Source organism: Hydrogenophaga sp. BPS33, assembly GCF_009859475.1.
GTDB lineage: Bacteria > Pseudomonadota > Gammaproteobacteria > Burkholderiales > Burkholderiaceae_C > Hydrogenophaga.
Genome location: NZ_CP044549.1, coordinates 4,698,837 through 4,719,227, shown reverse-complemented (window position 1 = coordinate 4,719,227; position 20,391 = coordinate 4,698,837). Strand labels below are relative to the sequence as shown.

General features: G+C 67.9%; 20 protein-coding genes. 7 read left to right on the top strand and 13 right to left on the bottom strand.

Annotated elements, in window-relative coordinates; translation table 11 throughout:
* Window positions 1–8: 8 nt before the first annotated feature.
* The 3 genes from F9K07_RS21695 to F9K07_RS21685 all read right to left on the bottom strand — a co-directional run bounded on the left by F9K07_RS21695 (window position 9) and on the right by F9K07_RS21685 (window position 3,768).
* Window positions 9–1,718: a thiamine pyrophosphate-requiring protein gene (locus tag F9K07_RS21695; protein WP_159595394.1), complete on the bottom strand. Its 1,710-nt coding sequence runs from the start codon at window positions 1,716–1,718 to the stop codon at window positions 9–11.
* The gene (locus F9K07_RS21690; protein ID WP_159595393.1) at window positions 1,715–2,701 is read right to left on the bottom strand and encodes a Bug family tripartite tricarboxylate transporter substrate binding protein; all 987 of its coding nucleotides are present in this window, start codon (window positions 2,699–2,701) and stop codon (window positions 1,715–1,717) included. The genes F9K07_RS21695 and F9K07_RS21690 overlap by 4 nt, the downstream gene beginning before the upstream one ends.
* Before the next feature lie 77 nt (window positions 2,702–2,778).
* Window positions 2,779–3,768 carry a zinc-binding dehydrogenase gene (locus F9K07_RS21685; RefSeq protein ID WP_159595392.1) on the bottom strand — a complete coding sequence of 330 codons (990 nt, stop codon included), beginning with the start codon at window positions 3,766–3,768 and terminating at the stop codon, window positions 2,779–2,781.
* Window positions 3,769–3,901: 133 nt separating this feature from the next.
* On the opposite strand from F9K07_RS21685, the gene F9K07_RS21680 reads away from it, so the two are divergent.
* Window positions 3,902–4,840 carry a LysR family transcriptional regulator gene (locus tag F9K07_RS21680; RefSeq protein ID WP_159595391.1) on the top strand — a complete coding sequence of 313 codons (939 nt, stop codon included), beginning with the start codon at window positions 3,902–3,904 and terminating at the stop codon, window positions 4,838–4,840.
* Between the two features lie 67 nt (window positions 4,841–4,907).
* Here F9K07_RS21680 and F9K07_RS21675 read toward each other — a convergent pair whose 3' ends face one another.
* The gene (locus tag F9K07_RS21675; protein WP_159595390.1) at window positions 4,908–6,095 is read right to left on the bottom strand and encodes an acyl-CoA dehydrogenase; all 1,188 of its coding nucleotides are present in this window, start codon (window positions 6,093–6,095) and stop codon (window positions 4,908–4,910) included.
* A gap of 106 nt (window positions 6,096–6,201) precedes the next feature.
* On the opposite strand from F9K07_RS21675, the gene F9K07_RS21670 reads away from it, so the two are divergent.
* Together F9K07_RS21670 and msrA are read left to right on the top strand one after the other, a co-directional pair.
* Window positions 6,202–7,092: a LysR family transcriptional regulator gene (locus tag F9K07_RS21670; RefSeq protein ID WP_159595389.1), complete on the top strand. Its 891-nt coding sequence runs from the start codon at window positions 6,202–6,204 to the stop codon at window positions 7,090–7,092.
* 21 nt (window positions 7,093–7,113) lie between these two features.
* Window positions 7,114–7,650 carry a peptide-methionine (S)-S-oxide reductase MsrA gene (msrA, locus tag F9K07_RS21665; protein WP_159595388.1) on the top strand — a complete coding sequence of 179 codons (537 nt, stop codon included), beginning with the start codon at window positions 7,114–7,116 and terminating at the stop codon, window positions 7,648–7,650.
* A gap of 66 nt (window positions 7,651–7,716) precedes the next feature.
* Here msrA and F9K07_RS21660 read toward each other — a convergent pair whose 3' ends face one another.
* From F9K07_RS21660 to aztA, 9 genes are all read right to left on the bottom strand, one after another.
* On the bottom strand, window positions 7,717–8,268 hold the full coding sequence (locus F9K07_RS21660; RefSeq protein ID WP_159595387.1) for a fasciclin domain-containing protein: 552 nt from the start codon (window positions 8,266–8,268) through the stop codon (window positions 7,717–7,719).
* Between the two features lie 79 nt (window positions 8,269–8,347).
* Window positions 8,348–9,226, bottom strand: coding sequence for an EamA family transporter (locus tag F9K07_RS21655; protein WP_201451462.1), 879 nt, complete (start codon window positions 9,224–9,226; stop codon window positions 8,348–8,350).
* A 111-nt stretch (window positions 9,227–9,337) separates the two neighbouring features.
* The gene (locus F9K07_RS21650; protein WP_159595385.1) at window positions 9,338–10,738 is read right to left on the bottom strand and encodes a DUF3526 domain-containing protein; all 1,401 of its coding nucleotides are present in this window, start codon (window positions 10,736–10,738) and stop codon (window positions 9,338–9,340) included.
* Window positions 10,735–12,153 (bottom strand): DUF3526 domain-containing protein, encoded by a 1,419-nt coding sequence (locus F9K07_RS21645; RefSeq protein WP_159595384.1) that lies wholly within the window; start codon window positions 12,151–12,153, stop codon window positions 10,735–10,737. Before F9K07_RS21645 ends, F9K07_RS21650 begins: the two co-directional genes overlap by 4 nt.
* Complete coding sequence (locus tag F9K07_RS21640) at window positions 12,150–12,884, bottom strand: ABC transporter ATP-binding protein (protein ID WP_159595383.1); 735 nt, start codon at window positions 12,882–12,884, stop codon at window positions 12,150–12,152. The genes F9K07_RS21645 and F9K07_RS21640 overlap by 4 nt, the downstream gene beginning before the upstream one ends.
* 4 nt (window positions 12,885–12,888) lie before the next feature.
* Entirely contained in the window at window positions 12,889–15,009 is a 2,121-nt protein-coding gene (locus F9K07_RS21635) for a TonB-dependent receptor (protein ID WP_159595382.1), read from the bottom strand.
* A gap of 4 nt (window positions 15,010–15,013) precedes the next feature.
* On the bottom strand, window positions 15,014–15,973 hold the full coding sequence (locus tag F9K07_RS21630) for a metal ABC transporter substrate-binding protein (RefSeq protein WP_159595381.1): 960 nt from the start codon (window positions 15,971–15,973) through the stop codon (window positions 15,014–15,016).
* Window positions 15,974–15,987: 14 nt separating this feature from the next.
* Window positions 15,988–16,866, bottom strand: coding sequence for a metal ABC transporter permease (locus F9K07_RS21625; protein WP_159595380.1), 879 nt, complete (start codon window positions 16,864–16,866; stop codon window positions 15,988–15,990).
* The gene (gene aztA, locus F9K07_RS21620) at window positions 16,863–17,612 is read right to left on the bottom strand and encodes a zinc ABC transporter ATP-binding protein AztA (protein WP_159595379.1); all 750 of its coding nucleotides are present in this window, start codon (window positions 17,610–17,612) and stop codon (window positions 16,863–16,865) included. Before aztA ends, F9K07_RS21625 begins: the two co-directional genes overlap by 4 nt.
* 120 nt (window positions 17,613–17,732) lie before the next feature.
* Here aztA and F9K07_RS21615 point away from each other — a divergent pair, with 120 nt between their 5' ends.
* Genes F9K07_RS21615 through F9K07_RS21600 form a run of 4 tightly spaced genes read left to right on the top strand, consistent with a single transcriptional unit; the run spans window position 17,733 to window position 20,363 of the window.
* Entirely contained in the window at window positions 17,733–18,242 is a 510-nt protein-coding gene (locus tag F9K07_RS21615; RefSeq protein ID WP_159595378.1) for a Fur family transcriptional regulator, read from the top strand.
* Complete coding sequence (locus tag F9K07_RS21610) at window positions 18,239–18,892, top strand: ABC transporter ATP-binding protein (protein ID WP_159595377.1); 654 nt, start codon at window positions 18,239–18,241, stop codon at window positions 18,890–18,892. Before F9K07_RS21615 ends, F9K07_RS21610 begins: the two co-directional genes overlap by 4 nt.
* Window positions 18,889–20,121 (top strand): ABC transporter permease, encoded by a 1,233-nt coding sequence (locus tag F9K07_RS21605; protein WP_159595376.1) that lies wholly within the window; start codon window positions 18,889–18,891, stop codon window positions 20,119–20,121. Before F9K07_RS21610 ends, F9K07_RS21605 begins: the two co-directional genes overlap by 4 nt.
* A complete protein-coding gene (locus F9K07_RS21600; protein WP_159595375.1) occupies window positions 20,118–20,363 on the top strand; it encodes a hypothetical protein in 246 nt (81 codons plus the stop codon). The genes F9K07_RS21605 and F9K07_RS21600 overlap by 4 nt, the downstream gene beginning before the upstream one ends.
* Window positions 20,364–20,391 lie beyond the last annotated feature (28 nt).

The following is a 20,391-nucleotide window of genomic DNA, read 5'->3' as shown; positions in this document are numbered from 1 at the left end:
CTGCGTGCTCAGTGGCTGAAGTGGGTGCGGCGGAAGGAGAAGTCGGTCTCTTCGTTGGTCACGAACTCCAGCAAGGCGGCACGTCCGTTCTCGTTCTGCTCGCGCGCGCGCTCGAACGCCGCTGCGATCTGGCTGGGGTCTTCGACCTTTTCGCTCCAGCCGCCCAGGTCGCGCGCCAGTGCCGCGTAGCTGCCGCCGATGTCGCGCGTGCGGTAGATCGAATGCGAGAGCTTCATGGCGCGCGTCTCGATCGCCATGGTCGAGTTGTTGAGAACGACGGTACAGATCGGCGCATCGACCCGCACCGAAGTCTCGAAGTCCAGGCCGGTCATGCCGAACGCCGCATCGCCCATGAAGTTGACGCAGAAGCGGTCGGGTGCGGCCAGCTTGGCGCCGATCGTCAAGCCCAGCCCTGTGCCCAGCGCGTGGGACTTGCCCCAGCCGAGATAGCCGTTGGGCACGGTGCATTCGTAGAACGGCAGGATCTGATCGCGCGGGCTGCCGGAGTCGTGCGTCACGATGGTCTTGTCGTGGTCCACGACTTTGCTGAACTCCGCGACGACGCGGTAGGGCGTCATCGGGGTCTGGTTGCTCGTGAGCTTGGCCGCCCACTCCGCGAGCCAGCTCTGCTTGATTTTTGCGATCTGATGCGGCGTGTCGTTCACCCGCGGCTTGCCGTTCAAGCGGTCCCGAACCGCCTCGACCAGTTGCCGCAGCACGAGTTTGGCGTCACCCAGCAATGCGACGTCCATTTCGTACCCCTTGTAGAAATCGCGCGGGTCGTTGCTGGCCTGGATCACCTTGCGGCCCGACACCGGCAACACCCGGTTGGTCAGGAAGTGCCGCGTCAGGCTGCTGCCGGCGCCGAACAGCAGGTCGCACTCGCCCATGAAGTGGTGGCCGTGGCCGGTCAGTACCGCGCCGGTCGTGCCCAGCGACAGCGGATGGTTCTCCGGGAAGGCGCCTTTGCCTTCGACCGTGGTGATGACGGGAATCGAGGTCAGCTCGGCCAGCTCCCGCAGTTCGTCCCAGGCTTGTGCGTAGAGGATGCCCTGGCCGGCCTGGATGACGGGACAGCGCGCGTCGAGCAGCAGCCGCGCCGCATCGTCGACGTCGCGTTCATCGGCCGCCGATCGGGTCGCGCGAACCGGTTGATAGACGATCGGAAAGTCGCCCAGCTCGTGTTCGACCAGGTCCATCGGCAACTCCACCATCACCGGGCCGAGCCGGCCGTTCTTCAGGTGGTTGAAGGCGCGGCGCATGACGTTGCCGATCTCGTGGGGCTCCAGCAACTCCTCGGCCGATCGCGTCACGGTCGAGAAGGTGCGCGAGGAGCGGAACGTGGGCGGCACCTGTGCGACTTCGCGCCGATGGCCCAGGGGCAGGAGAAGAATCGGCGCGGAGTCCGAGTACGCCGTGGCGACACCGGAGAACGCGTTCTCCGCGCCCGGCCCGTACTGCATGGCGAACACGCTGAAGGGCTTGCCGTTGCGTGTGCGGGTGTAGCCGTTGGCCATGTCCACGCCAACACGTTCCTGCCGGCACAAGACCGGGCGGATGCCGGCGCGCGCGGCGGCCTCGATGACCGGTGTGGTGGGGTAACAAAACATCGTGTCGATGCCCTCCCGTTTGAGCATCTCGGCGATGACGTCCATGACTTGCATTGTGATTTTCCTTGGGTGGTGTGGTTCGAGAAAGGGTGAAGGGCGTGGCGTCATTCGAGCCGCGCGCCCGAGGCTTTCACCACCGATGCGGTGTCGGTGATGCTTTTCTGGAAGAAGGCGCGGAACGCCGCAGGGTTGTTCGCCGTGGGAACGGCGCCCGCGTCGTGGAAACGCTGCCGCACGTCGGGCTGCGCCATCGCGCGCACCAGCGCGGCGGCAAACCGCTCCTGCACGTCCACGGGTGTGGCCGCTGGTGCGCAGAAGCCGAACCAGGCGCTGGCCACCAGCGGGGGCAGGCCAGCTTCGGCGATCGTCGGGGCTTCGGGCGCGAACGAGGAACGCTCGGCGGAGGTGGTGCCCAGCAGGCGCAGCCGGCCGTCTTCGACGAGCTTGCGGGTGGCAGGCAGGCTCATGAACAGCAGGTCGGTCTCGCCCGACGCGGTCGCGGTCACTGCCGGTGCCGATCCTTTGTACGGCACATGCATCAGCGACGTGCCTGCCTTCTGGGCGAACTGCACGCCGGTCAGGTGCGGGGTACTACCGATGCCGGACGAGGAATAGGTGAGCTTGCCCGGCGCGTTGCGCGCCAGGGCCACGAGTTCGCGCAAGCTGCGCGCTTCGAGCTTGGTGCTGACGAAAAGGAAGTACGGCGTTTCGAAGAAGTGCGACACGGGCGCGAAGTCCTTGGCCGTGTCGTAAGGCAGCTTCGTGTACAGCGAGGCGTTGGCCACCATCGCGGAATTGCACAGCAGCAGCGTGTAGCCGTCGGGCAATGCTTTGGCTACGTGGTCGTTGCCGATGATGCCGTTGGCCCCCGCGCGGAAATCCAGAATGAAGGGCTGGCCCAGGTCCGCGCTCAGCTTGTCGGCCACGATGCGCGTCAAGGCATCGGCGGTGCCGCCGGGGCTGGCCGGGTTGACGATGCGCACCGGGCGGTTGGGCCAGGACGATGCGGTTTGCGCCCACGTGGCTGTGGTGGCCAACACCAGTGCGGCGAGGCCGGTGGCAAGCGCAATTCTTCTGTGCGATGACGGCATGTGAAGTCTCCTTTTGAACTGTTGTGAACGGGGCCGAGCGAGGCGCGGCCCTGGGTGACGCGAACCGGGGCGTGGACTCAGTCCGGGCAACCCTCGATCACGATCTTTCCGACGTGGGCGTTCTGTCGCATGAACGCCTGTGCCGCATCGGCCTGCTCGAACGGGAAGACCTTGGCGATCGGCATGGACAGTTGTCCGGAGCCCCAGGCCTCGGTCAGGTCGTGCGCGGCCGCTTGCACCAGCGCCGCGATCTCTTCCACGCTGCGCGTGCGGAACGTCACCCCGATCAGCGACAGGCGCTTTCGCGCCAGCAAGTCCAGGTCGATGTCGGCCTTGGCGCCGCCCAGCCGACCCACCTGCACCCACCGGGCACGCAGACCAGCGGCCTGTTGTGAAAGCTGGGCTGCCGATGCGCCGGCCATGTCGACGATCACGTCCACGCCGTGTTGGCCGGTCGCGATGCCGATGCGTTCCGCGGCCTGCGCGTCGCCATGGGCGAGTGGCACATCGACGCCGTAGGGCGCCAGCGCCGCATGCTTCTGCGGCGACGCCGTCCCGGCGATCACGCCCGCGCCCAGCAGCCGTGCGATCTGGACCGTCGCCAAGCCCACGCCACTGGAGACGCCGTGCACCAGCAGGTGATCCCCACGCGCGAAGCGCCCTTCGGTGACGAGCGCGTTGTGCGCGGTGAGGTAGGCCATGGGCAGCGCGGCGGCTTGCTCCCAGCTCAGCGAGGAGGGCACACGGATCGCCATGTCCGCCGGCAGGCGCGCGAAGGCCGCATACGCGGCTGGAGGCAGGCCCATCACGCGATCGCCCACACGCCAGCCTGTGACGTTCGCACCCACGGCGGCCACTTCGCCGGCCAGTTCGAGGCCGGGAATCGGCGCATCCGACAACCGCTGCAGCTGTTCGTAGTGACCGGTGCGGCGCGCCAGATCGGCACGGTTGACGCCGATGGCGCGCACCCGCACGAGCAGCTCTTTCGGGCCCGCTTCGGGCCGCGGACTCTCGCCCAGGACCAGCTCAGGCGAAGCCGCATCGCCGCGAATCGTCCAGGCCTTCATGGGGAAATCTCCGTGGTGGGGTCGGCGGGTCTCGGGGACATTCGGGGCTCCTATCGGTTGGGTGGAACATTCAAGAGAACCTAGTATCGATAGCTGCAGACCACGAAGCCACCTCATTTTTCGAGACAGCGAGATGCGTGAAATTAATATCACCACCGTCGACATGAACCTCCTTCGGGTGTTCGACGTCATCTACCGGGAGCGCAACCTCACCCGTGCAGGCAGTTTTCTGTGCCTGACCCAATCGGCAACCAGCCATGCGCTGGGGCGTCTTCGTGTGTTGTTCGACGACGAGCTCTTCGTGCGGGCACCCCATGGGCTGACGCCCACGCCCAGAGCCGTGCAGCTTTCCGGCCTCATCTCGCCCGCCGTGGCGGCGGTTCAGCAGGCCTTGAACGCGGCGAACGGATTCGACCCCGAGACCGCCACGATGCAGCTGCGCATCAGCCTGACGGATTACGCCTCATCGGTGCTGCTGCCGCGCCTAGTGCATCGGCTGGAGCGCGAAGCGCCAGGCATCGACATCGAAACCAGTCACGCGGGGCCGGAAGAGGCGCGCGATCGGCTCGACACGGGCCAGCTGGATCTGGCGGTGGTGGCCAATGGCGATCACCCCACGCGTTTCTCCCTCCAGCATCTGTTTTCGGAGGACTATGTGTGCGTGGCCATGCACGACCATCCGCTGATCGAAGGCGGTCTGACGATGCCGGCGTTTCTGCAGATGCGCCACGTGCTCGTGTCCGCGGGAACCGAGCAGCGTAGCATCGTCGACCGTGTGCTCGCGGCGCACGGACAAAGGCGGCGTGTCGCCGTCAAGGTGCCGTTCCTGGCGGGCATCGCCAATCTTCTGACGGGCAGCGAGATGCTGTGCACCTTGCCACGTACCCTCGCCGACGAGCTGTGCACACGCTGGCCGCTGCGGCAGTTCGAACTGCCCTTCGACGGCGTGGTGGCCCACTACCACGCGCTGTGGAGCCAGCGCGACGACGATTCACCGGCGCACAAGTGGTTGCGTGCCTTGGTGGCCGAGTGTTGTGAAGGCATCTCGTGCGCGCACGACGGGGCGGTTTGAATGCAGCACCGATGTGGCAAGTCGAGAGCGGCGCAGGCGTAGGCTGCAATGGCAGCCCGTTCACAACTCAGTTGAACGCCGCAATCCCCGTGATCGCCCGCCCCAGAATCAGCGCATGCACGTCGTGCGTGCCCTCATAGGTGTTCACCACCTCCAGGTTCACCAGGTGGCGCGCCACGCCGAATTCGTCGCTGATGCCGTTGCCGCCCATCATGTCGCGCGCCACGCGGGCGATGTCCAAGGCCTTGCCGCAGCTGTTGCGCTTGAGGATGGAGGTGATCTCCACCGAGGCCGTGCCTTCGTCCTTCATGCGGCCCAGGCGCAGGCAACCCTGCAGGCCCAGGCTGATCTCGGTCAGCATGTCGGCCAGCTTCTTCTGGATCAGTTGGTTCGCCGCGAGCGGGCGGCCGAACTGTTGGCGGTCCAGCACGTACTGGCGGGCGCGGAAGTAGCAGTCTTCTGCCGCACCGAGCGCGCCCCAGGCAATGCCATAGCGCGCGCTGTTGAGGCAGGTGAACGGGCCTTTCAAGCCGCGCACGTCGGGGAACGCGTTTTCTTCCGGCACGAACACCTCGTCCATCACGATCTCGCCGGTGATGCTGGCGCGCAGGCCGACCTTGCCGTGCACGGCGGGTGCACTCAGGCCCTTCCAACCCTTCTCCAGGATGAAGCCGCGAATCTGCCCGCCGTCGTCCTTGGCCCAGACCACGAACACGTCGGCGATGGGGCTGTTGGTGATCCACATCTTCGCGCCGCTCAAGCTGTAGCCGCCATCGACTTTCTTGGCGCGCGTGATCATGCTGCCGGGGTCGGAGCCGTGGTTGGGCTCGGTGAGCCCGAAGCAGCCGATCCACTCGCCCGTGGCGAGCTTGGGCAGGTATTTCTGCTTCTGCGCCTCGGTGCCGAACTCGTTGATCGGCACCATCACCAGCGAACTCTGCACGCTCATCATGGAGCGGTAGCCCGAGTCCACGCGCTCCACTTCGCGCGCCACCAGGCCATAGCACACATAGTTCAGGCCGGCGCCGCCGTACTGCTCGGGGATGGTCGCGCCGAGCAGGCCGAGTTCACCCATCTCGCGGAAGATGCTGGCGTCGGTGGTCTCGTTGCGAAAGGCCATCTGCACGCGCGGCAGCAGCTTTTCCTGGCAGTAGGCGCGGGCGGCGTCCTGCACCTGGCGTTCGTCGTCGCTCAACTGGGCGGTGAGGTGAAAAGGGTCTTCCCAGCTGAAGCGGGCTTTGGCGTTGGTGCTCATGGTGTGTGTCTCCGGGGTTGGACGAGGCGCGATGGCGCGATTGTCGGTTTCACATGAATACTTGTCTAATATCGATGGTGTATTCGGCCATACAAAACTTGAATTTATGGAATTCCGACACCTGCGCTACTTCCTTGTGCTCGCCGAAGAGTTGCACTTCGGCCGCGCCGCCCAGCGCCTGGCGATCACCCAGCCGCCGCTGTCGCTGAACATCCAGCAGCTCGAAGCCTCGGTGGGGGCGCAGCTGTTCACGCGCAACAGCCGGGGGGTGCAGCTCACAGCGGCCGGCCAAGCCTTCGTGCCGGCGGCGCGGGCGCTGCTGGACCAGGCGCAACAGGCGGCGCGTGAGGCGCGCGACGTGTCTCAGGGGCTTGTCGGCAACTTGCGCATCGGCTTCGTGGGCACGGCGTTGTACCGGGGACTGCCCGACATCCTGAAGTCGTTCGGCGCCGCGCATCCTCGGCTGCGGCTGGTGCTGCAGGAAATGAGTTCGAGCGAGCAGCTCATCGACCTGCGGCACGAGCGGCTGGACGTGGGCTTCGTGCACACCACGCACGTGCCGGCGGGTTTCTCGCAGATCCTGCTCTCGCGCCAACCCTTCGTGGCCTGCCTGCCCACGGGACATGCGCTGGCCAGACGCCGGCGCTTGCCGCTCGCGCACCTGCACGCAGAGCCCTTTGCCATGGTGTCGCGCGCGGTGTCGCCGGACTACCACGAGCGCTTCCTGGGCCTGTGTGCGGACGCGGGTTTCGTGCCCGAGATAGGCTACGAATTGCGCCATTGGCTCAGCGTGGTGTCGCTGGTGTCCCAGGGCCTGGCGGTGGCGTTGGTGCCGGCCGCGATGCGGCAGGCGGGTTTGCCGGGGGTGGTGTTCGTGCCGCTGGACGTGGACTCGCCGCCTTACGAGACGCACTGCCTGTGGATCGGCGAGCGCCACACCACGGCCCAGTTTGCATTCCTGGACGCCGTGCGGGCTTTTGCGGTCCCGATAGAGTAGGGCGCTCAACTGGAGAACACGATGAGCGACAGACAAGTGCTGGTATTGGGCGGCGGCTGCTTCTGGTGCACCGAGTCCGTCTACAAGGAAGTGCGGGGCGTGACCGACGTCGAGTCCGGCTACAGCAACGGACAGGTGAAACAACCGAGCTACGAGCAGGTGTGCACCGGCACCACCGGCCACAACGAAGTGGTGAAGCTCGAGTACGACCCGGCGCAGATCGGCACGCGCGAGATCCTGGAAATCTTCTTCGTGGTGCACGACCCGACCACGCTGAACCGCCAGGGCAACGACGTGGGCACGCAGTACCGCAGCGGCATCTACTTCACCACGCCCGAGCAGCAGCAGGTGGCGCAAGACATGCTCGACGAGCTCGCGAAGGACAACGCCTTCGGCAAGCCCATCGTCACCGAGGTGAAGCCGCTGGACAACTACTGGCCGGCCGAGGCCTACCACCAGGACTTCTTCGAAAAGAACCCGCACCAGGGCTACTGCATGGCGGTGGCCGCGCCCAAGGTCGCGAAATTCCGCAAGACCTTTGCGCGGCTGGCGAAGTAAGACAGCGCCTGGAAAAGGCGAGCTCCCGAAACCTGAGAGCCCGCCTTTGCCTGCGAGGTGTGTGGCTTACTTGGGCAGCAGCACCTTGTCGATGACGTGGATCACGCCGTTCGATTGGTAGACGTCGGCAATGGTCACGTTGGCCGAGCCGCCTTTTTCATCGGTGAGGGTTACCTTGCCGCCCGCCGATTTCGCCACCAGCGTACCGCCCGCCACGGTCTTGATCGAGGCGCTGCCCTTGCCGTCCTGGATCATCTTGGCGATCGCGGCAGCGTCCCATTTGCCCGCCACCACGTGGTAGGTGAGGATGTTGGTGAGCGAGCCTTTGTTTTCGGGCTTGAGCAGGGTGTCCACCGTGCCGGCGGGCAAGGCCGCGAACGCCGCATTGGTGGGCGCGAAGACGGTGAAGGGGCCCGGGCCCTTGAGGGTGTCGACCAGGCTGGCGGCTTTGACGGCAGCGACCAGCGTGGTGTGGTCCTTGGAATTGACCGCGTTGTCGATGATGTCCTTGCTCGCCAGCATGGGCGCACCGCCCACCATGACTTGCGCGAAGGCGCCGAGCGATGCGGTGCCGATGGTGAGGGCGAGTACGGTCTTGCCGAGGGTCTGCTTGATCATGAAAATCTCCTTGGGTTGTCAGCCGGAACTGCGGCTGAAGGAGATACGCAGCGCGACCCCGCACTGGATTCAAAAAGAGCTATTTTTTTCGCGAGTGCGTTTGCACGCGGGGCCACAGGACGATCACCGCCAATCCCATCAGCACGAGTGCCGCCGCGCCCAGCTTCCAGCCGGGCAGTGCCTCGCCCAGCGAAAACGCCGAGGCGCCGATGCCGAACACCGGCACCATCAAGGCCCAGGGCGTGACGGTGGCGGCCGGGTGCCGCGCGAGCAACCAGTTCCAGGCACCGTAGCCGAACAGGGTGTTGCCCACGGCCTGCCACAGCACGCTGGCCCACACCAGGCCACTGGCGTGTTCGAGCGAGGAGCGCATGAGTTGCGGGCCTTCGAGCCACCACGACAGTGCCAGCAGCGGGGGCACGGCGAACAGGCTGCTCCAGACCATGAAGTGCAGCATGTTCACCGGCCCGAGCGACTTCACCACCAGGTTCGCGAGCGACCAGAAGAACGCCGCGCTCAACACCAGGCCCATGCCGACCAGGGTGACGGTTGCGTCCAGATTGGCTGCGATCAAGCCCAGGCCGGCCAGCGCCAGCAGCAGACCGACGACCTGGAAGCCTCTCACGCGCTCGTGCAGGAGCCAGAGCGACAGGCCGATGGTGAAGAACACCTGCAACTGCACCACCAGGGACGCCAGGCCGGGCGAAATGTCGCTGCGCATCGCCAGGAACAACAGGCCGAACTGGCCCACCCCGAGCAGCACGCCGAAGGCCGCCACCTTGTGCCAGGGCGCGGTGGGACGGGGCATGAACAGCAGCCAGGGCAGGGCCGAGAGCGCGAAGCGCAGCGCGGCGAACAGAAACGGCGGCAGGCCGTTCAGACCCCAGCGGATCACCACGAAGTTGGTGCCCCAGACGAACACCACCGAAAGGGCGAGCAGCAGGTGGGACGTGGGCAAGGTGTGGCTCCGTAGGGGTGAGGTGCCCGCAGTGTAGCCATGGCCGAACAACCCGACGACGGCCGGGGACGGCATCGTTGGCATCTCCGCGAGGCCCGTGCGCGGCACACATCAAGGTCGGTGCAGCGACCGGCGCGCGGCCACTGCGCCGGCTGCCAGGGCCATCGCCAACAGGGCCAGCGCCACGAGCTGAGCCATGACCGGCGCCATCGCTTCGTTGTCGAGGCCTTCTTCCAGTGCCTCGAAACGCGGCAGGCGGTCGAAGTCCTGCAGCGCGAGCCCCCGGTAGCCCATGAGGTGCGGCACGAAGAAATCCCGCCAAGCGTCTTCGAAAGCGTTGACCTGTTGAACATGGCGACGGTACCGCGGCGCATCAATGCCCGCCAAGCGGTCCGCGACCATCGCCAGCGCCAGGCTGGGCGAGAGCCAGGCACGCTGTTCGAGCCACAAGTACCGCCGCGCACGCACGTGGTCGAAATCTTCCATGAGAGGGCGGATGGTCAGATCCTGCTCCAGGTAGCGCGGCAGGAACGAAACCGGCCAGGTGTGGGTGCGGCGTGCGGCGGGCTCGACGCCCGGGTGCGCCGCGTACCAGTGGGCGACCAGCGCGTCCATGTGGACTTCGGCTTCCTGTTGGGCCTCTCGCACGGCGGCGGTCGCGGCGAGCCGGGACGGCATGGGGAGATCCTGGTCCGCCCTGGCCACCAGCGCCGCGGGAACGGCGAAGGTGGTCACCAGCCAGCACGCCAGCAGGCCCAAGGCCGCGCCGGCAGAGGACAAGGGCAGCAGGCAGAACAGCCCCGCCATCGCCAGCCACACCGCGCAGAACGCTGCCACGGCGGCAAGCCAGCCGAGCCAGGCGCCCGGGGTGGCGCCGGGGTCGAGTGCCAACGCGAGCGAGGATGCCAGCGCGGCCACGCACCAGACGGCCGTGCCGCGCAGCGCCAGTGCCGCGGCAAAAAGCCGGCCGGGCCGTGCGCACTGCGCCACCACCAGCCGCCACTGGCCTTGTTCGCGCGCTTCCTGTACCCAGCCATAGGTGAGGCCGAGCAACGCCAGAGGCAACAGCAGTGCGAGCACGGTGGCGAAGTCGGGGAGGCCGAATGCTTCCAGCAGCGGGTTGCTCAGCCGTTCGGCCTTGCGTGCGTCCGTGTGCCGGCTCTCGACCGTGACGCGGACGTCGGGGACGAGCAACATGAACGTGCCGGTGCCCAGGGCCAGGCCACCGAGCGCGGGCAGGTGTGCCGGTGGCGCGTCGGCCCGCGCGAACTGGAACGCGGCCATCATGGCCTGGGTTCCGTTCGGTGCGTGCGTGGCAGCCCATTGGGCTTTCAGGCGAGCCTGTTCTGCGTCTGCCTGCTGGCCCGCCGCTGCTGCGCGGTACTCACGCGCGCCCAGGCCGGACCACAGGGCACTGGCGCCCAGCAGCAGCGCGAACACGGCGAGCACCCCCAGGTTCAGGCGTTGGCGGACGAAGCGCCGCCACTCGGCACGTGCGATCGAGAGGTTCACGGCCGGAGCTTTCGGACGCTGGCGCGCAGCAGTGCCCCGGCAACCAGCACCCAGCCGAGCAACACGGCGAGGTCGGGCCACACAGCGCGCAGCGCGAACCCGAGGCGGGGTGGCGTGTAGTGGAACGGGGCGATGGAGCGCCACAGGCGGTTGTCGGCGTAACGGTCCTCGAAGGACGTGATGCCCTGGGTGTTGTCGATGTCCCAGCGGTCGATCGAGGCGTTGACCTCGCGCCGGTACGTCTCGGCTTGCGCCTCGAAGTGCTGCTGGTGTGAGAGGTCGGTGCCCGCCATCTTCATCGAGATCGAGCGCATGGCCACGGCGGGGCTGAACAGCGCGACGGCCCGCAGCCAGCGTTCCTGCCGGGCGTAGCGCTCCCACAGCGCATCGAAGTGCAGGGCATGCACGCGATCCGCATACGCGTCGCGGGCCAGGCGCCGGGCCGCGGCCACGCCGAAGGGCAGGTCCTCGACCCGTTGGGCGCCGTGGCGCTGCAGCAGCTCGGCATCGAACGCCCTGCCCCGGGCCGCGAGATCCTGATCGCCAGGCAGGCCCTGCGTGTAGTCGCGCTGGATGCCAGCCCAGAAGTGTTCGGCCGCGGGCAGCGGCACGGCGCTCTGCGCCACCGCAGCGCCCAGGCGCGGCACTGCGAAGACGAAAGCGATCCACAGTGCCAGCAGTGCGAAGAGGCTGAGCCGACTGGTCGGCATCCAGGCCGACGCCGCCAGCGCCAATGCCACAAACACCGCGCCATACAGCAGGTAGCCCATGGCGAGCAGCGCGCCGCGCCCCAGGGCATCGGGCGGCCATGGTCCTGCGCCAGCGGCCAGCGCGAGGCCGCCGCCGAGCACCAGCAACAGCAACACCGCGACCACCACGAGCAAGGTGAGCAGCTTGCCGAGCAGCAAGCGGCCGCTGGCCAGCCCGGCGCTGTGCAACATGCGCAGGGTGCCGCTTTCGCGCTCGTCGCTGACGCTGTGAAAGGCCAGCGCAATGATCAACAGGGGCAGCAGCGTGATCAGCGCGAAGGCTGGAGTGGGTTGCCCGAAGCGCACCGAAGGCGCTTCATCGGCAGCCGGTCGAAACCGCGCCAGGTTGCGCCGGTGCGGCTCCAGCCAGAGCGCCTGGCCCCAGAAGTCGTTCAGACCGGGATCGATGCCCGCCAGCGGTGAGTCAGGCCGAAACGCGTAGAGGCCGAAGTGTGCGCCGCGGTGCGGGTGCTTGTCGCCTTGAGCATCCCATTGGTCGCGCACGATCGCTGCCACATCCCTCTTTTCTTCGGCCATCGTCCGGTGTTGCTGTGCAGACGCGACGACGATCCCTGCGAGGAGCAGCGCCAGCGACAGGACGAGCACGGCGAAGCGGCCGTCGCGCCAGAGAGCGCGCAACTCCTTGCGAACCACCGCGCGCATCATGGCAATGGCACCGCGTTGTCCTGGCGGGTGTGCAGAAGGTAGGCCCGTTCCAGGGCGTCGTGGTCGACCGTGTGAGCGTCGAACTCGGCAACCAGGCGACCTTCCCGCAGGATCCCGATGCGGTCGGCCACCTGGCGCGCGTTGAACAGATCGTGCGTCGCCATCAAAACCGCCAGGCCCGCGTCGGCGGCCGAGCGGATGCGCCGCGCGAAGTCGTTGGCGGCGCCCGGGTCCAGACCGGAGGTTGGCTCGTCCAGCAGCATCGCGCAGGCTTGTTTGGCGTGCGCGATGGCCAGGCCGACTTTCTGGCGCATGCCCTTGGAGTAGGTGGATACACGTGCCGTGTGGGCCTTGTCTTGCAGTCCCGCTTGTGCCAACAGGGTGCACGCCCGGGCTGTGGTGAGCGCGATGCCGCCCAGCGTGCAGAAGTATTGCAGGTTCTCCACACCGCTCAGGTAGGGGTAGAGCGCCACGTTCTCGGGCAGATAGGCCAACTGCTGGCGCGCCTGGACGGCGTTCTGGATGGGACAGGCGCCCGCGACCCGGGCTTCGCCCGATGCGGGTGCGACGAGGCCCAGCAGGACGTTGAGCGCAGTGGTCTTGCCCGCGCCATTGCCGCCGAGCAGGGCGTACACCGACCCGGCGTGGACGTCCAGATCGAGTCCGTCGATGGTGCGCCGTCCACCGCGCTCGACCACGAGCGCGCGCAGCGAGAGGATGCCGGGTTCCATGCTTCTAGAAGAAATAGCGCACCGATGCGCCGATCTGCGTGCGGGGCTGTGGCGACAGCAGCAAACCGGCGGCGCTGCCATACGCGATGTCCGAGGCGAAGCGGTGCGGCTGGAAGATCGCGAAGACCGAGAGCTGGAGCTTCTCCATGTCATACGTGGCCTTGAGGTCGTAGCGCACGTAAGTGGGCATCGCGCGCAGCTGGATCTGTGGTGTGCCGACGTAGTAGGGGTTCTTCGAGGTCACGTAGGCGTCGGCGTTGAGCGTGAGCCGTCCAGCGCCCAGGCGCTGCCGGTATTCGGCACCGAGCTTGAGCTGGTGCTCGGGCACCGAGAGCCGCGCGCCGGTGTTGGGCAACGGATTGACGATGCGCGCTTTGAGGATGCGGCCGTAGCTGCCGTAGACCGACCAGCTCGAACCGAGGCGCAGCCTCGTCTCCAGCTCGAAGCCCTTGCGCGCGGTGTTGCCCACCGAGCGGAAGGACCCATCGGCCTGGGCCACGATCTCGTCCTCGTTGAGCGTGCGGTAGGCGACGCCCGAGACGGTCCAGTCCCGCGCGGGTGTGGCGGTAAAGCCAAGGTCGTGCGATCGCACCTTGGAGGGCTGCACGCCGTAGACCGTGCCGCCTGCCGCGCCGAGCGGGCCGATGGGACCGCTGCTGCTGATCTGTTCGGCGGCCGGGGAACGCAAGCCTTCGGCCACGTTGGCAAACAGATCGAGCGTGGGCGCGGCGCTCCACACGGCGCCCAGCTTCGGCGTGGTGACCGCCGCCTTGTAGGTGGTGGAGGCGCCGGGCAGTTTGCGGTTCTCGATGTCGTGATCGAACCAGTCGCGCCGCACGCCGCCCAGCAGCTTGACGCCGGGCGTCAGTTTGTACTGCCCCTGTGCGAACAAGCCCGTGGTCACGAGGTCGAGATGGTGGCTGTTGACGTAGTTGGCGGTGGGTTGTCCGGTGTTCCAGATGCGCCGGTCGGCATCGCCCTGGTCGCGGCGCAACTCCCCACCCAGCGTGAGCGAGGCCTTGTCGCTGATGACGGTGTTCTGCGAAAACCGGCCACCGAAGAAGTGGCGGTCGTCCGAACCCACCGTGTGCTGGACGGCGCTGTTCGTGATGCCACGCACGCGTTCGAAGCGTTCCGCATACACGGAGGCCGACCAGCCGGCTTCGCCGATGGCTGGTGTTCGGTGGAAGACAAACCCCGTGCGCTCGCCGCTGCCAAAGCCCGGCACGTTGAACTGGGTGGACCGCGGATCCACCACGCCCCGTTGCAGATCGGGCAGCAGCAGGTAGCCAGCCGCCTGGGCGTGGGCCTTGTAGTGGTTCAGGCGCAGGCTGTAGCGGCCCTCGCCCGCGCGGGTGGAGAGCTTCCAGAAGAGGTTGTCGCGCGACTGCTCGCCGTCGCGCCGGTAGCTGTCGCTGCGGTAGCGGTCCGCGATGAGGAGCGACTGGATGTCGTCGCTGAAGGTGTTCGACAACACGAGCGATGCCCGACGACCACCGAAGCTTTCGAGCGACAGCCCTACGCTGGACGGTATGGGTCCGCTGGGCGTCGCGATATGAACGGCGCCCGCGCGGTTCTGGTCGCCAAAGAGGGCGGAGATGGGACCTTTGATGACGTCGATGCGTCCGATCATGTCGGGCGTGAGCCATTCGAGGAAGGCTGGACCGTGTCCTGCGCCGGCCTGGCTCGACGGGATGTTCTGCGGCACGCCGTCCACATAGACCGCGGTGTCCGCGCCGTGCGTACCCTGCGTGGCGAAGCCGCGCATGCGAAAGCCGTTGCCGGTGTCGCCCTGGTCGATGTTGTTGGCCACCACGCCGGGCACGCGGCGAAAGACGTTGGAGATGTCGCGGCCCACGTTGAGGGTGTCGATGTCGTCCCGCGTGATGACCGTAACGGCGGACGGCAGCCCGACGCTGTCGTCGATGACGGCAAGGCGTTTGCCCTGCAGATCCACCGGGCTTTGCCCTGCGCTGACTTGCACTTCCTTGAGCGTGATGGTGGCGTCAGCCGGACCACTGGTGTCGGTTTGCGCGAGGCCGGCACCGCAGGACATGGCGCCTGTCATGGCCAAGGCGAGCGGCAGGGGGCGGCGTGCGCCGCGAGAAGAGAGCAACTTGTTCATGGTCTTACCCGCCTCGCACCGCGGTTGTGAGCGCTCGGGTGTTGAAACGCATCATGTCGATGTAGGTGGGCGCCTCGCCGCCCGGGGCGGAGAGCGAGTCCGAGAACAGCGCGCCGGCGGGCTTTACGCCGGCTTCGCGCGCGATCTGCTCGATCAGCCGGGGGTCGGCGATGTTCTCCACGAAGAGCGCCCGGATCTGTTCCTGGCGGATCTGGCGCACCAGCCGCGCCACGCCCTGGGCCGAGGCCTCGCTGTCGGTGCTCACGCCTTGTGGCGCGAGGAACCTCACGCCGTGGTCGCGGGCGTAGTAGCCGAAGGCATCGTGCGAGGTGATCACCTTGCGCTGCGCGGCGGGAATGGATGCCCAGCCCGCGCGGATCTCGGCATCCAGCGCGTCGAGCTGCGCGGTGTAGGCCTTCGCGTTGCGGTCGTACACCTCGCAACCGGCCACGTCGGCCCGGCACAGGCCTTGCGCGATGTTCTTCACGTACAGCTTCACGTTGCCCGCGCTTTGCCAGGCGTGTGGATCGGTGTGGCCGTGGTCGTGCGCATGGTCCTTCTTGTGGCCGTGGCCGTGCCCGTCTTCCTGGATCGGCTTCACGCCTTTGCTGACCACCACGGTCTGTGCCTTGCTGCCCGAGGTCTTGAGCAATCGCGCCATCCAGCCTTCGAAGCCCAGGCCGTTGGCGAACACGATCCGGGCTTGGGCCACGGCACGGGCGTGTGCGGGCGTGGGCTGAAACACATGGGCATCGCTTCCCGGGCCCACGAGCACCTCGACCTTCACGCGGTCACCGCCGACCTGGCGCACCAGATCGCCCAGGATGCTGAAGCTGGCGACGGCCTGCACGGGTGTTGGGGTTTGTGCCTGGAGCGGCGTTGCGACCGTGCCCAGCGCAAGAGCGAAGGACGCCGCGACGATGGCTTGGCGGCGCGTAGGGACGAAGGTCTGCTGCAGTTTCATGAAAGGCTTTCGGTTCAGGCTTGGAGGTGGGAAAACGAAGAGCGCCGGTGGCGCAGCAGGCCGTGGGGCGCGCACACCAGCGAGAAGGCATACATCGCACCGAGGCTCAGCACGATCACCGGGCTGGTGGGCCAGTCGGCGTGGTACGACACGAGCAGGCCGACCACGCTCGCCACGAGGGCCAGGCACACGGAGGCGATGAGCAGGGAGCCGAGTCGGCGCACCCAGAAACGGGCGGTCGCGGCCGGCAACACCATCAGGCCCACGGCCATCAGCGTGCCCAGCGCATGAAAGCCGGCCACCAGGTTGATGACCATCAGGGCCACGAAGCCGTGGTGCGCGACCGCGCTCCAGCGGCTCCTGCCGCGAAGGAAGTCCGGGTCCAGGCATTCGAGCACCAGCGGCCGCCGCAACACCACCAGCGAGACCAGGGTGATCGCCGCGATGGACCCCAGCAATTGCAGCGCGGCATCGTCCAGCGCGAGCACGGTGCCGAACAGCACGTGCAGCAGGTCCACGCTGTTGCCCCGGGTGGAGACGATGAGCACACCCAGGGCAAGCGAGAGCAGGTAGAAGGCGGCGAGGCTGCTGTCTTCGCGCAGCACCGTGTGGCGTGACACCCAGCCCGAACCCAGCCCCACCGCCAGGCCCGCGGCAATGCCGCCGACCGTCATGGCGCCCAGCGACAGTCCGGCCACGAGGTAGCCGATGGCCGCGCCGGGCAGGATGGCGTGGGCCATTGCATCGCCCACGAGGCTCATGCGCCGCAGCATCAGGAACACGCCCACCGGCGCGGCGCTCAGGGAGAGTGCCACACAGCCGAGCAGGGCGCGTTGCATGAAGCCGAATTCCAGGAAGGGTGCGAGCCACAGGCTGCCGAAGGGGATGTTCATGCGCAGGCCTCCACCGCCGTGCCACGCGCCGTTGCCTCACAGGCGGGAGCGCCTTCGTCGAACGGCTCCTGAAGGCGCAGCGCGCGTTGCCAGTGCGCCGGTGTGAGCACGTCGGCGGTGGCGCCGAACGCCACGGGCTCGCGCGCCAGCAGCAGGGTTTGCGGGAAATGGGCACGCACCTGGGCCAGGTCGTGCAGCACCGCGACCACGGTGCGGCCCTGGGCGTGCCAGCGGTGCAGCAGGCCCAGCAGATCGTCGGTGGTGCGCGTGTCGATGGCGGCGAAGGGCTCGTCCAGCAAGACCACCGGCGCGTCCTGCACGATGAGGCGAGCGAACAGCGCGCGCTGGAATTGCCCGCCCGACAGCGTGTCGATGCCGCGTCGTTCGAAGCCGAGCAGGCCCACGTCTGCCAGGGCATCGTGGCACGCCTGCCGGTGCGCGGCGGTGGGGCGGCCGAGCGCACCGACCTCGTGCCACAGACCGAGCAGCACCATGTCGCGGACCGAAATCGGAAAGCTGCGGTCGATGGCCGACTGCTGCGGCAGCCAGGCCACGCGCCGCTGGCAAAGGCCATCGATCCAGCCGCCAATGGGTTTGAGCCGGCCCGCCAAGGCCTTGATCAGCGTCGATTTGCCCGCGCCGTTGGGGCCCACCACGGCCAGCAGGGCACCGTCCGCGATGGCCATGGACAGGTGGTGTACGGCGGGGTGCCGCTCGTAGCCCAGCGTGAGGTCGTGCAGGACCATGGCCGCTCGGGGCTGGGAAGGCAGGTTGGGTGACGGCACGGGCACTTGGCTTTAAGATATTGCAACTGAATTGCGATAGTGCGCATATTAACGCAACAATGTTGCAATAAGGAATTCGCCATGCCGACCCGTTCCATCCAGGACGCCGCGACCGTGCCGTCCTACATCCAGACCCGCCTGGAAGCTGCGGGATTGCGCCGCACTCTGGCCACGCGCGCGGTGCTCGGCCTGTTCCTGGCACAACCCCCGGGCGGGCTGACCCATGCGCAGGCGATGAACGCGCTCACCGCGCGCGGGCTGGACATCAACCGCGTCACGCTCTACCGCCTGCTGGACCGGCTTGCCGTCTGCGGTGTGCTGCAGCGCCAGACGGACGACGAGGAGCGCACCTGGCGCTTCAGCCTGGCGCCCGAGCAAGGCGTGGGCAGCCGCGCGGCCAAGGCGGCAGGCCTGCTGCCATTCGAATGCGATGCCTGCCACCGCCAGTTCGAACTCCCGGGGGCGGGCGAGCCATTGCGCGCGCTGGCGCGCGACCTGCAACGCCTGGCGGCGCAGCTGGGTCACCGCAGCGAACGGGTGGACGTCGCGGTGCACGGCACCTGCGCGGACTGCACCGAGGCGGCGGCGTGATCGAAGCCCGTGGTCTTGCATACGCCTATCCGGGCAGCGAGCCCTTGCACTTGCGCGATGTGTCGGTGGCGCAAGGCGGCCGCCTGCTGTTGCGCGGCCCCTCGGGCAGCGGCAAGTCCACCTGGCTGGCGCTGGCGGCGGGTCTGGTGGCCCCCAGCGCGGGCGAAATCACCGTCGCGGGCCAATCGTTGGCGGCCCTGGGACCGGCCGCGCGCGACGGCTGGCGTGCGCGCCACATCGGCTTTCTGCCGCAGAAGCTGCACTTGAGCGAAGCGCTCAGCGTGGCCGACAACCTGGCGCTGGTGTACTTCGCGGCCGGTCTGCCGGTGGACCACGCGGCCATCGCGCGCACGCTCGACGCCCTCCAGGTGGGTGGCGCGCTCGCATCGCGCCGTCCATCGCAGCTTTCGGGGGGGCAGGCACAGCGCGTGGCGCTGGCGCGCGCCATGTTGTTGAACCCGCGCGTGTTCCTGGTGGACGAGCCCACCGCCAGTCTGGACGACGGCGCGTGTGCCGCGGCCTTGACCTTGCTGCAGAACAGTGCGTCCACGCTGGACGCCACGCTGGTGATCGCCACGCACGACGCTCGCGTGGCGCAAGCCCTGCCGCGCGCACAGGTGTTGGCCTTGGACGCCCGGGTGGCTGCATGAATGTGTTGGGGTTGTCGTGGCGCTACCTGTGGTCGCGGCCCTTGGCCACGGTGCTCAACCTGGTGTTGCTCGCGCTCGGGCTGGCGTCGCTGGCCTTCGTGCTGATCGCGCGCGACCAGGTCGACCGCGCGTTCGAGCGCGATCTGGCTGGCATCGACGCCGTGGTCGGCGCCAAGGGCAGCCCCATGCAGCTCATCCTCGCCGGTGTGTTCCACCTGGACGTGCCACCCGGCAACATGCCCCTGTCCGAAGCGAATGCGCTGGCGCGGCACCCGCAGGTGGCGCAGCTGATCCCGCTCAGCCTGGGCGACAACCTGGATGGCTTTCGCATCGTCGGCACCACGCACGACTACCCCGCGCACTACGGCGCGCAACTGGCCGGCGGCCAGCTCTGGAGCGGGCCCATGCAGGCGGTGCTGGGCGCGCAAGTGGCCGAGCGCACGGGCTTGCGGATCGGCCAGGCGTTCGAAGGCGCGCACGGGCTGGGGGCAGGTGGCGCATCGCACGGCGAGACGCCGTATGCCGTCAGCGGTGTGCTCAAGCCCTGCGCCTGCGTGCTCGACCGGCTCGTGCTCACCGCCACCGAGTCGGTCTGGCAGGTGCACGACGACATGCACGCGGGCGACGGCATGGACGCTGCCGAGCGCGCGGAATTGAACGAAGCGCTGGCCGCCGAACGCGAAATCACATTGGCCTTGATCCGCTACCGCACGCCCTTGGCCGCGGTGAGCTTCCCGCGCTCCATCAACGAGACCACACCGCTGCAGGCGGCCGCGCCGGCGCTGGAAATCACCCGCCTCCTGAGCATGGTGGGCGTGGGCACGCAGGTGCTGCGCGCCCTGGCGGCGGTGCTGCTGGTGGTGGCCGGGCTGTCGGTCTTCATCGCGCTGTGGAGCGCGGTGCGCGAGCGCCGCGCCGACCTGGCCATGCTGCGCATGCTGGGCGCGCCGCCTTCGCGCATCGCCGCCGTGCTCTTGTGCGAAGCACTCTGGCTGGCCGTGCTGGCCTGCGCGATCGGCCTGCTGGCCGCGCACGCACTCACTGCGGTGGCAGGCGACATGCTGATGGCCCGGCAGTCGCTGGCCATCACGGGCTGGCAGTGGGTGCCGGGTGAAGCCTGGGTGCCCGTCCTGGCCCTCGGGGTGGCGGTGGTGGCGGCGTTGTTGCCGGCCCTTCACGCCTACCGCGTCGATGTTTCTCAACTTCTCAACTCAAGGGCATTGCCATGAAGAAAATCCCGTCCTCCCTGCTGTTCGCTGCCGCATTGCTGTCGACCGGCGCGCTGGCCCAGCATTCCGACAAGGAAACCCAGGAAGACATCGCGCGCCACCGCGCCATGGCGGCCGCCCACGAAGGCGCGGCCAAGTGCCTGGAAGCGGGCAAGGGCGAGAAGGTGTGCATGGCGGAACTCTCGGTCGCCTGCAAGGGTCTGGCGCTGGGCAAGTACTGCGGCATGCGCCATGCGCATTGATGCGCACGCCTCGAAGTCCACGCCGATG

Bases quoted from the DNA above. Each gene is read 5' to 3' on its own strand.
- F9K07_RS21675 (WP_159595390.1), bottom strand. From the start codon at position 6,095: ATGAGCACCAACGCCAAAGCCCGCTTCAGCTGGGAAGACCCTTTTCAC.
- F9K07_RS21690 (WP_159595393.1), bottom strand. From the start codon at position 2,701: ATGCCGTCATCGCACAGAAGAATTGCGCTTGCCACCGGCCTCGCCGCA.
- F9K07_RS21615 (WP_159595378.1), top strand. From the start codon at position 17,733: ATGCCGACCCGTTCCATCCAGGACGCCGCGACCGTGCCGTCCTACATC.
- F9K07_RS21645 (WP_159595384.1), bottom strand. From the start codon at position 12,153: ATGATGCGCGCGGTGGTTCGCAAGGAGTTGCGCGCTCTCTGGCGCGAC.
- aztA (WP_159595379.1), bottom strand. From the start codon at position 17,612: ATGGTCCTGCACGACCTCACGCTGGGCTACGAGCGGCACCCCGCCGTA.
- F9K07_RS21685 (WP_159595392.1), bottom strand. From the start codon at position 3,768: ATGAAGGCCTGGACGATTCGCGGCGATGCGGCTTCGCCTGAGCTGGTC.
- F9K07_RS21630 (WP_159595381.1), bottom strand. From the start codon at position 15,973: ATGAAACTGCAGCAGACCTTCGTCCCTACGCGCCGCCAAGCCATCGTC.
- F9K07_RS21625 (WP_159595380.1), bottom strand. From the start codon at position 16,866: ATGAACATCCCCTTCGGCAGCCTGTGGCTCGCACCCTTCCTGGAATTC.
- F9K07_RS21635 (WP_159595382.1), bottom strand. From the start codon at position 15,009: ATGAACAAGTTGCTCTCTTCTCGCGGCGCACGCCGCCCCCTGCCGCTC.
- F9K07_RS21695 (WP_159595394.1), bottom strand. From the start codon at position 1,718: ATGACGCCACGCCCTTCACCCTTTCTCGAACCACACCACCCAAGGAAA.
- F9K07_RS21660 (WP_159595387.1), bottom strand. From the start codon at position 8,268: ATGATCAAGCAGACCCTCGGCAAGACCGTACTCGCCCTCACCATCGGC.
- msrA (WP_159595388.1), top strand. From the start codon at position 7,114: ATGAGCGACAGACAAGTGCTGGTATTGGGCGGCGGCTGCTTCTGGTGC.
- F9K07_RS21600 (WP_159595375.1), top strand. From the start codon at position 20,118: ATGAAGAAAATCCCGTCCTCCCTGCTGTTCGCTGCCGCATTGCTGTCG.
- F9K07_RS21605 (WP_159595376.1), top strand. From the start codon at position 18,889: ATGAATGTGTTGGGGTTGTCGTGGCGCTACCTGTGGTCGCGGCCCTTG.
- F9K07_RS21680 (WP_159595391.1), top strand. From the start codon at position 3,902: ATGCGTGAAATTAATATCACCACCGTCGACATGAACCTCCTTCGGGTG.
- F9K07_RS21640 (WP_159595383.1), bottom strand. From the start codon at position 12,884: ATGGAACCCGGCATCCTCTCGCTGCGCGCGCTCGTGGTCGAGCGCGGT.
- F9K07_RS21670 (WP_159595389.1), top strand. From the start codon at position 6,202: ATGGAATTCCGACACCTGCGCTACTTCCTTGTGCTCGCCGAAGAGTTG.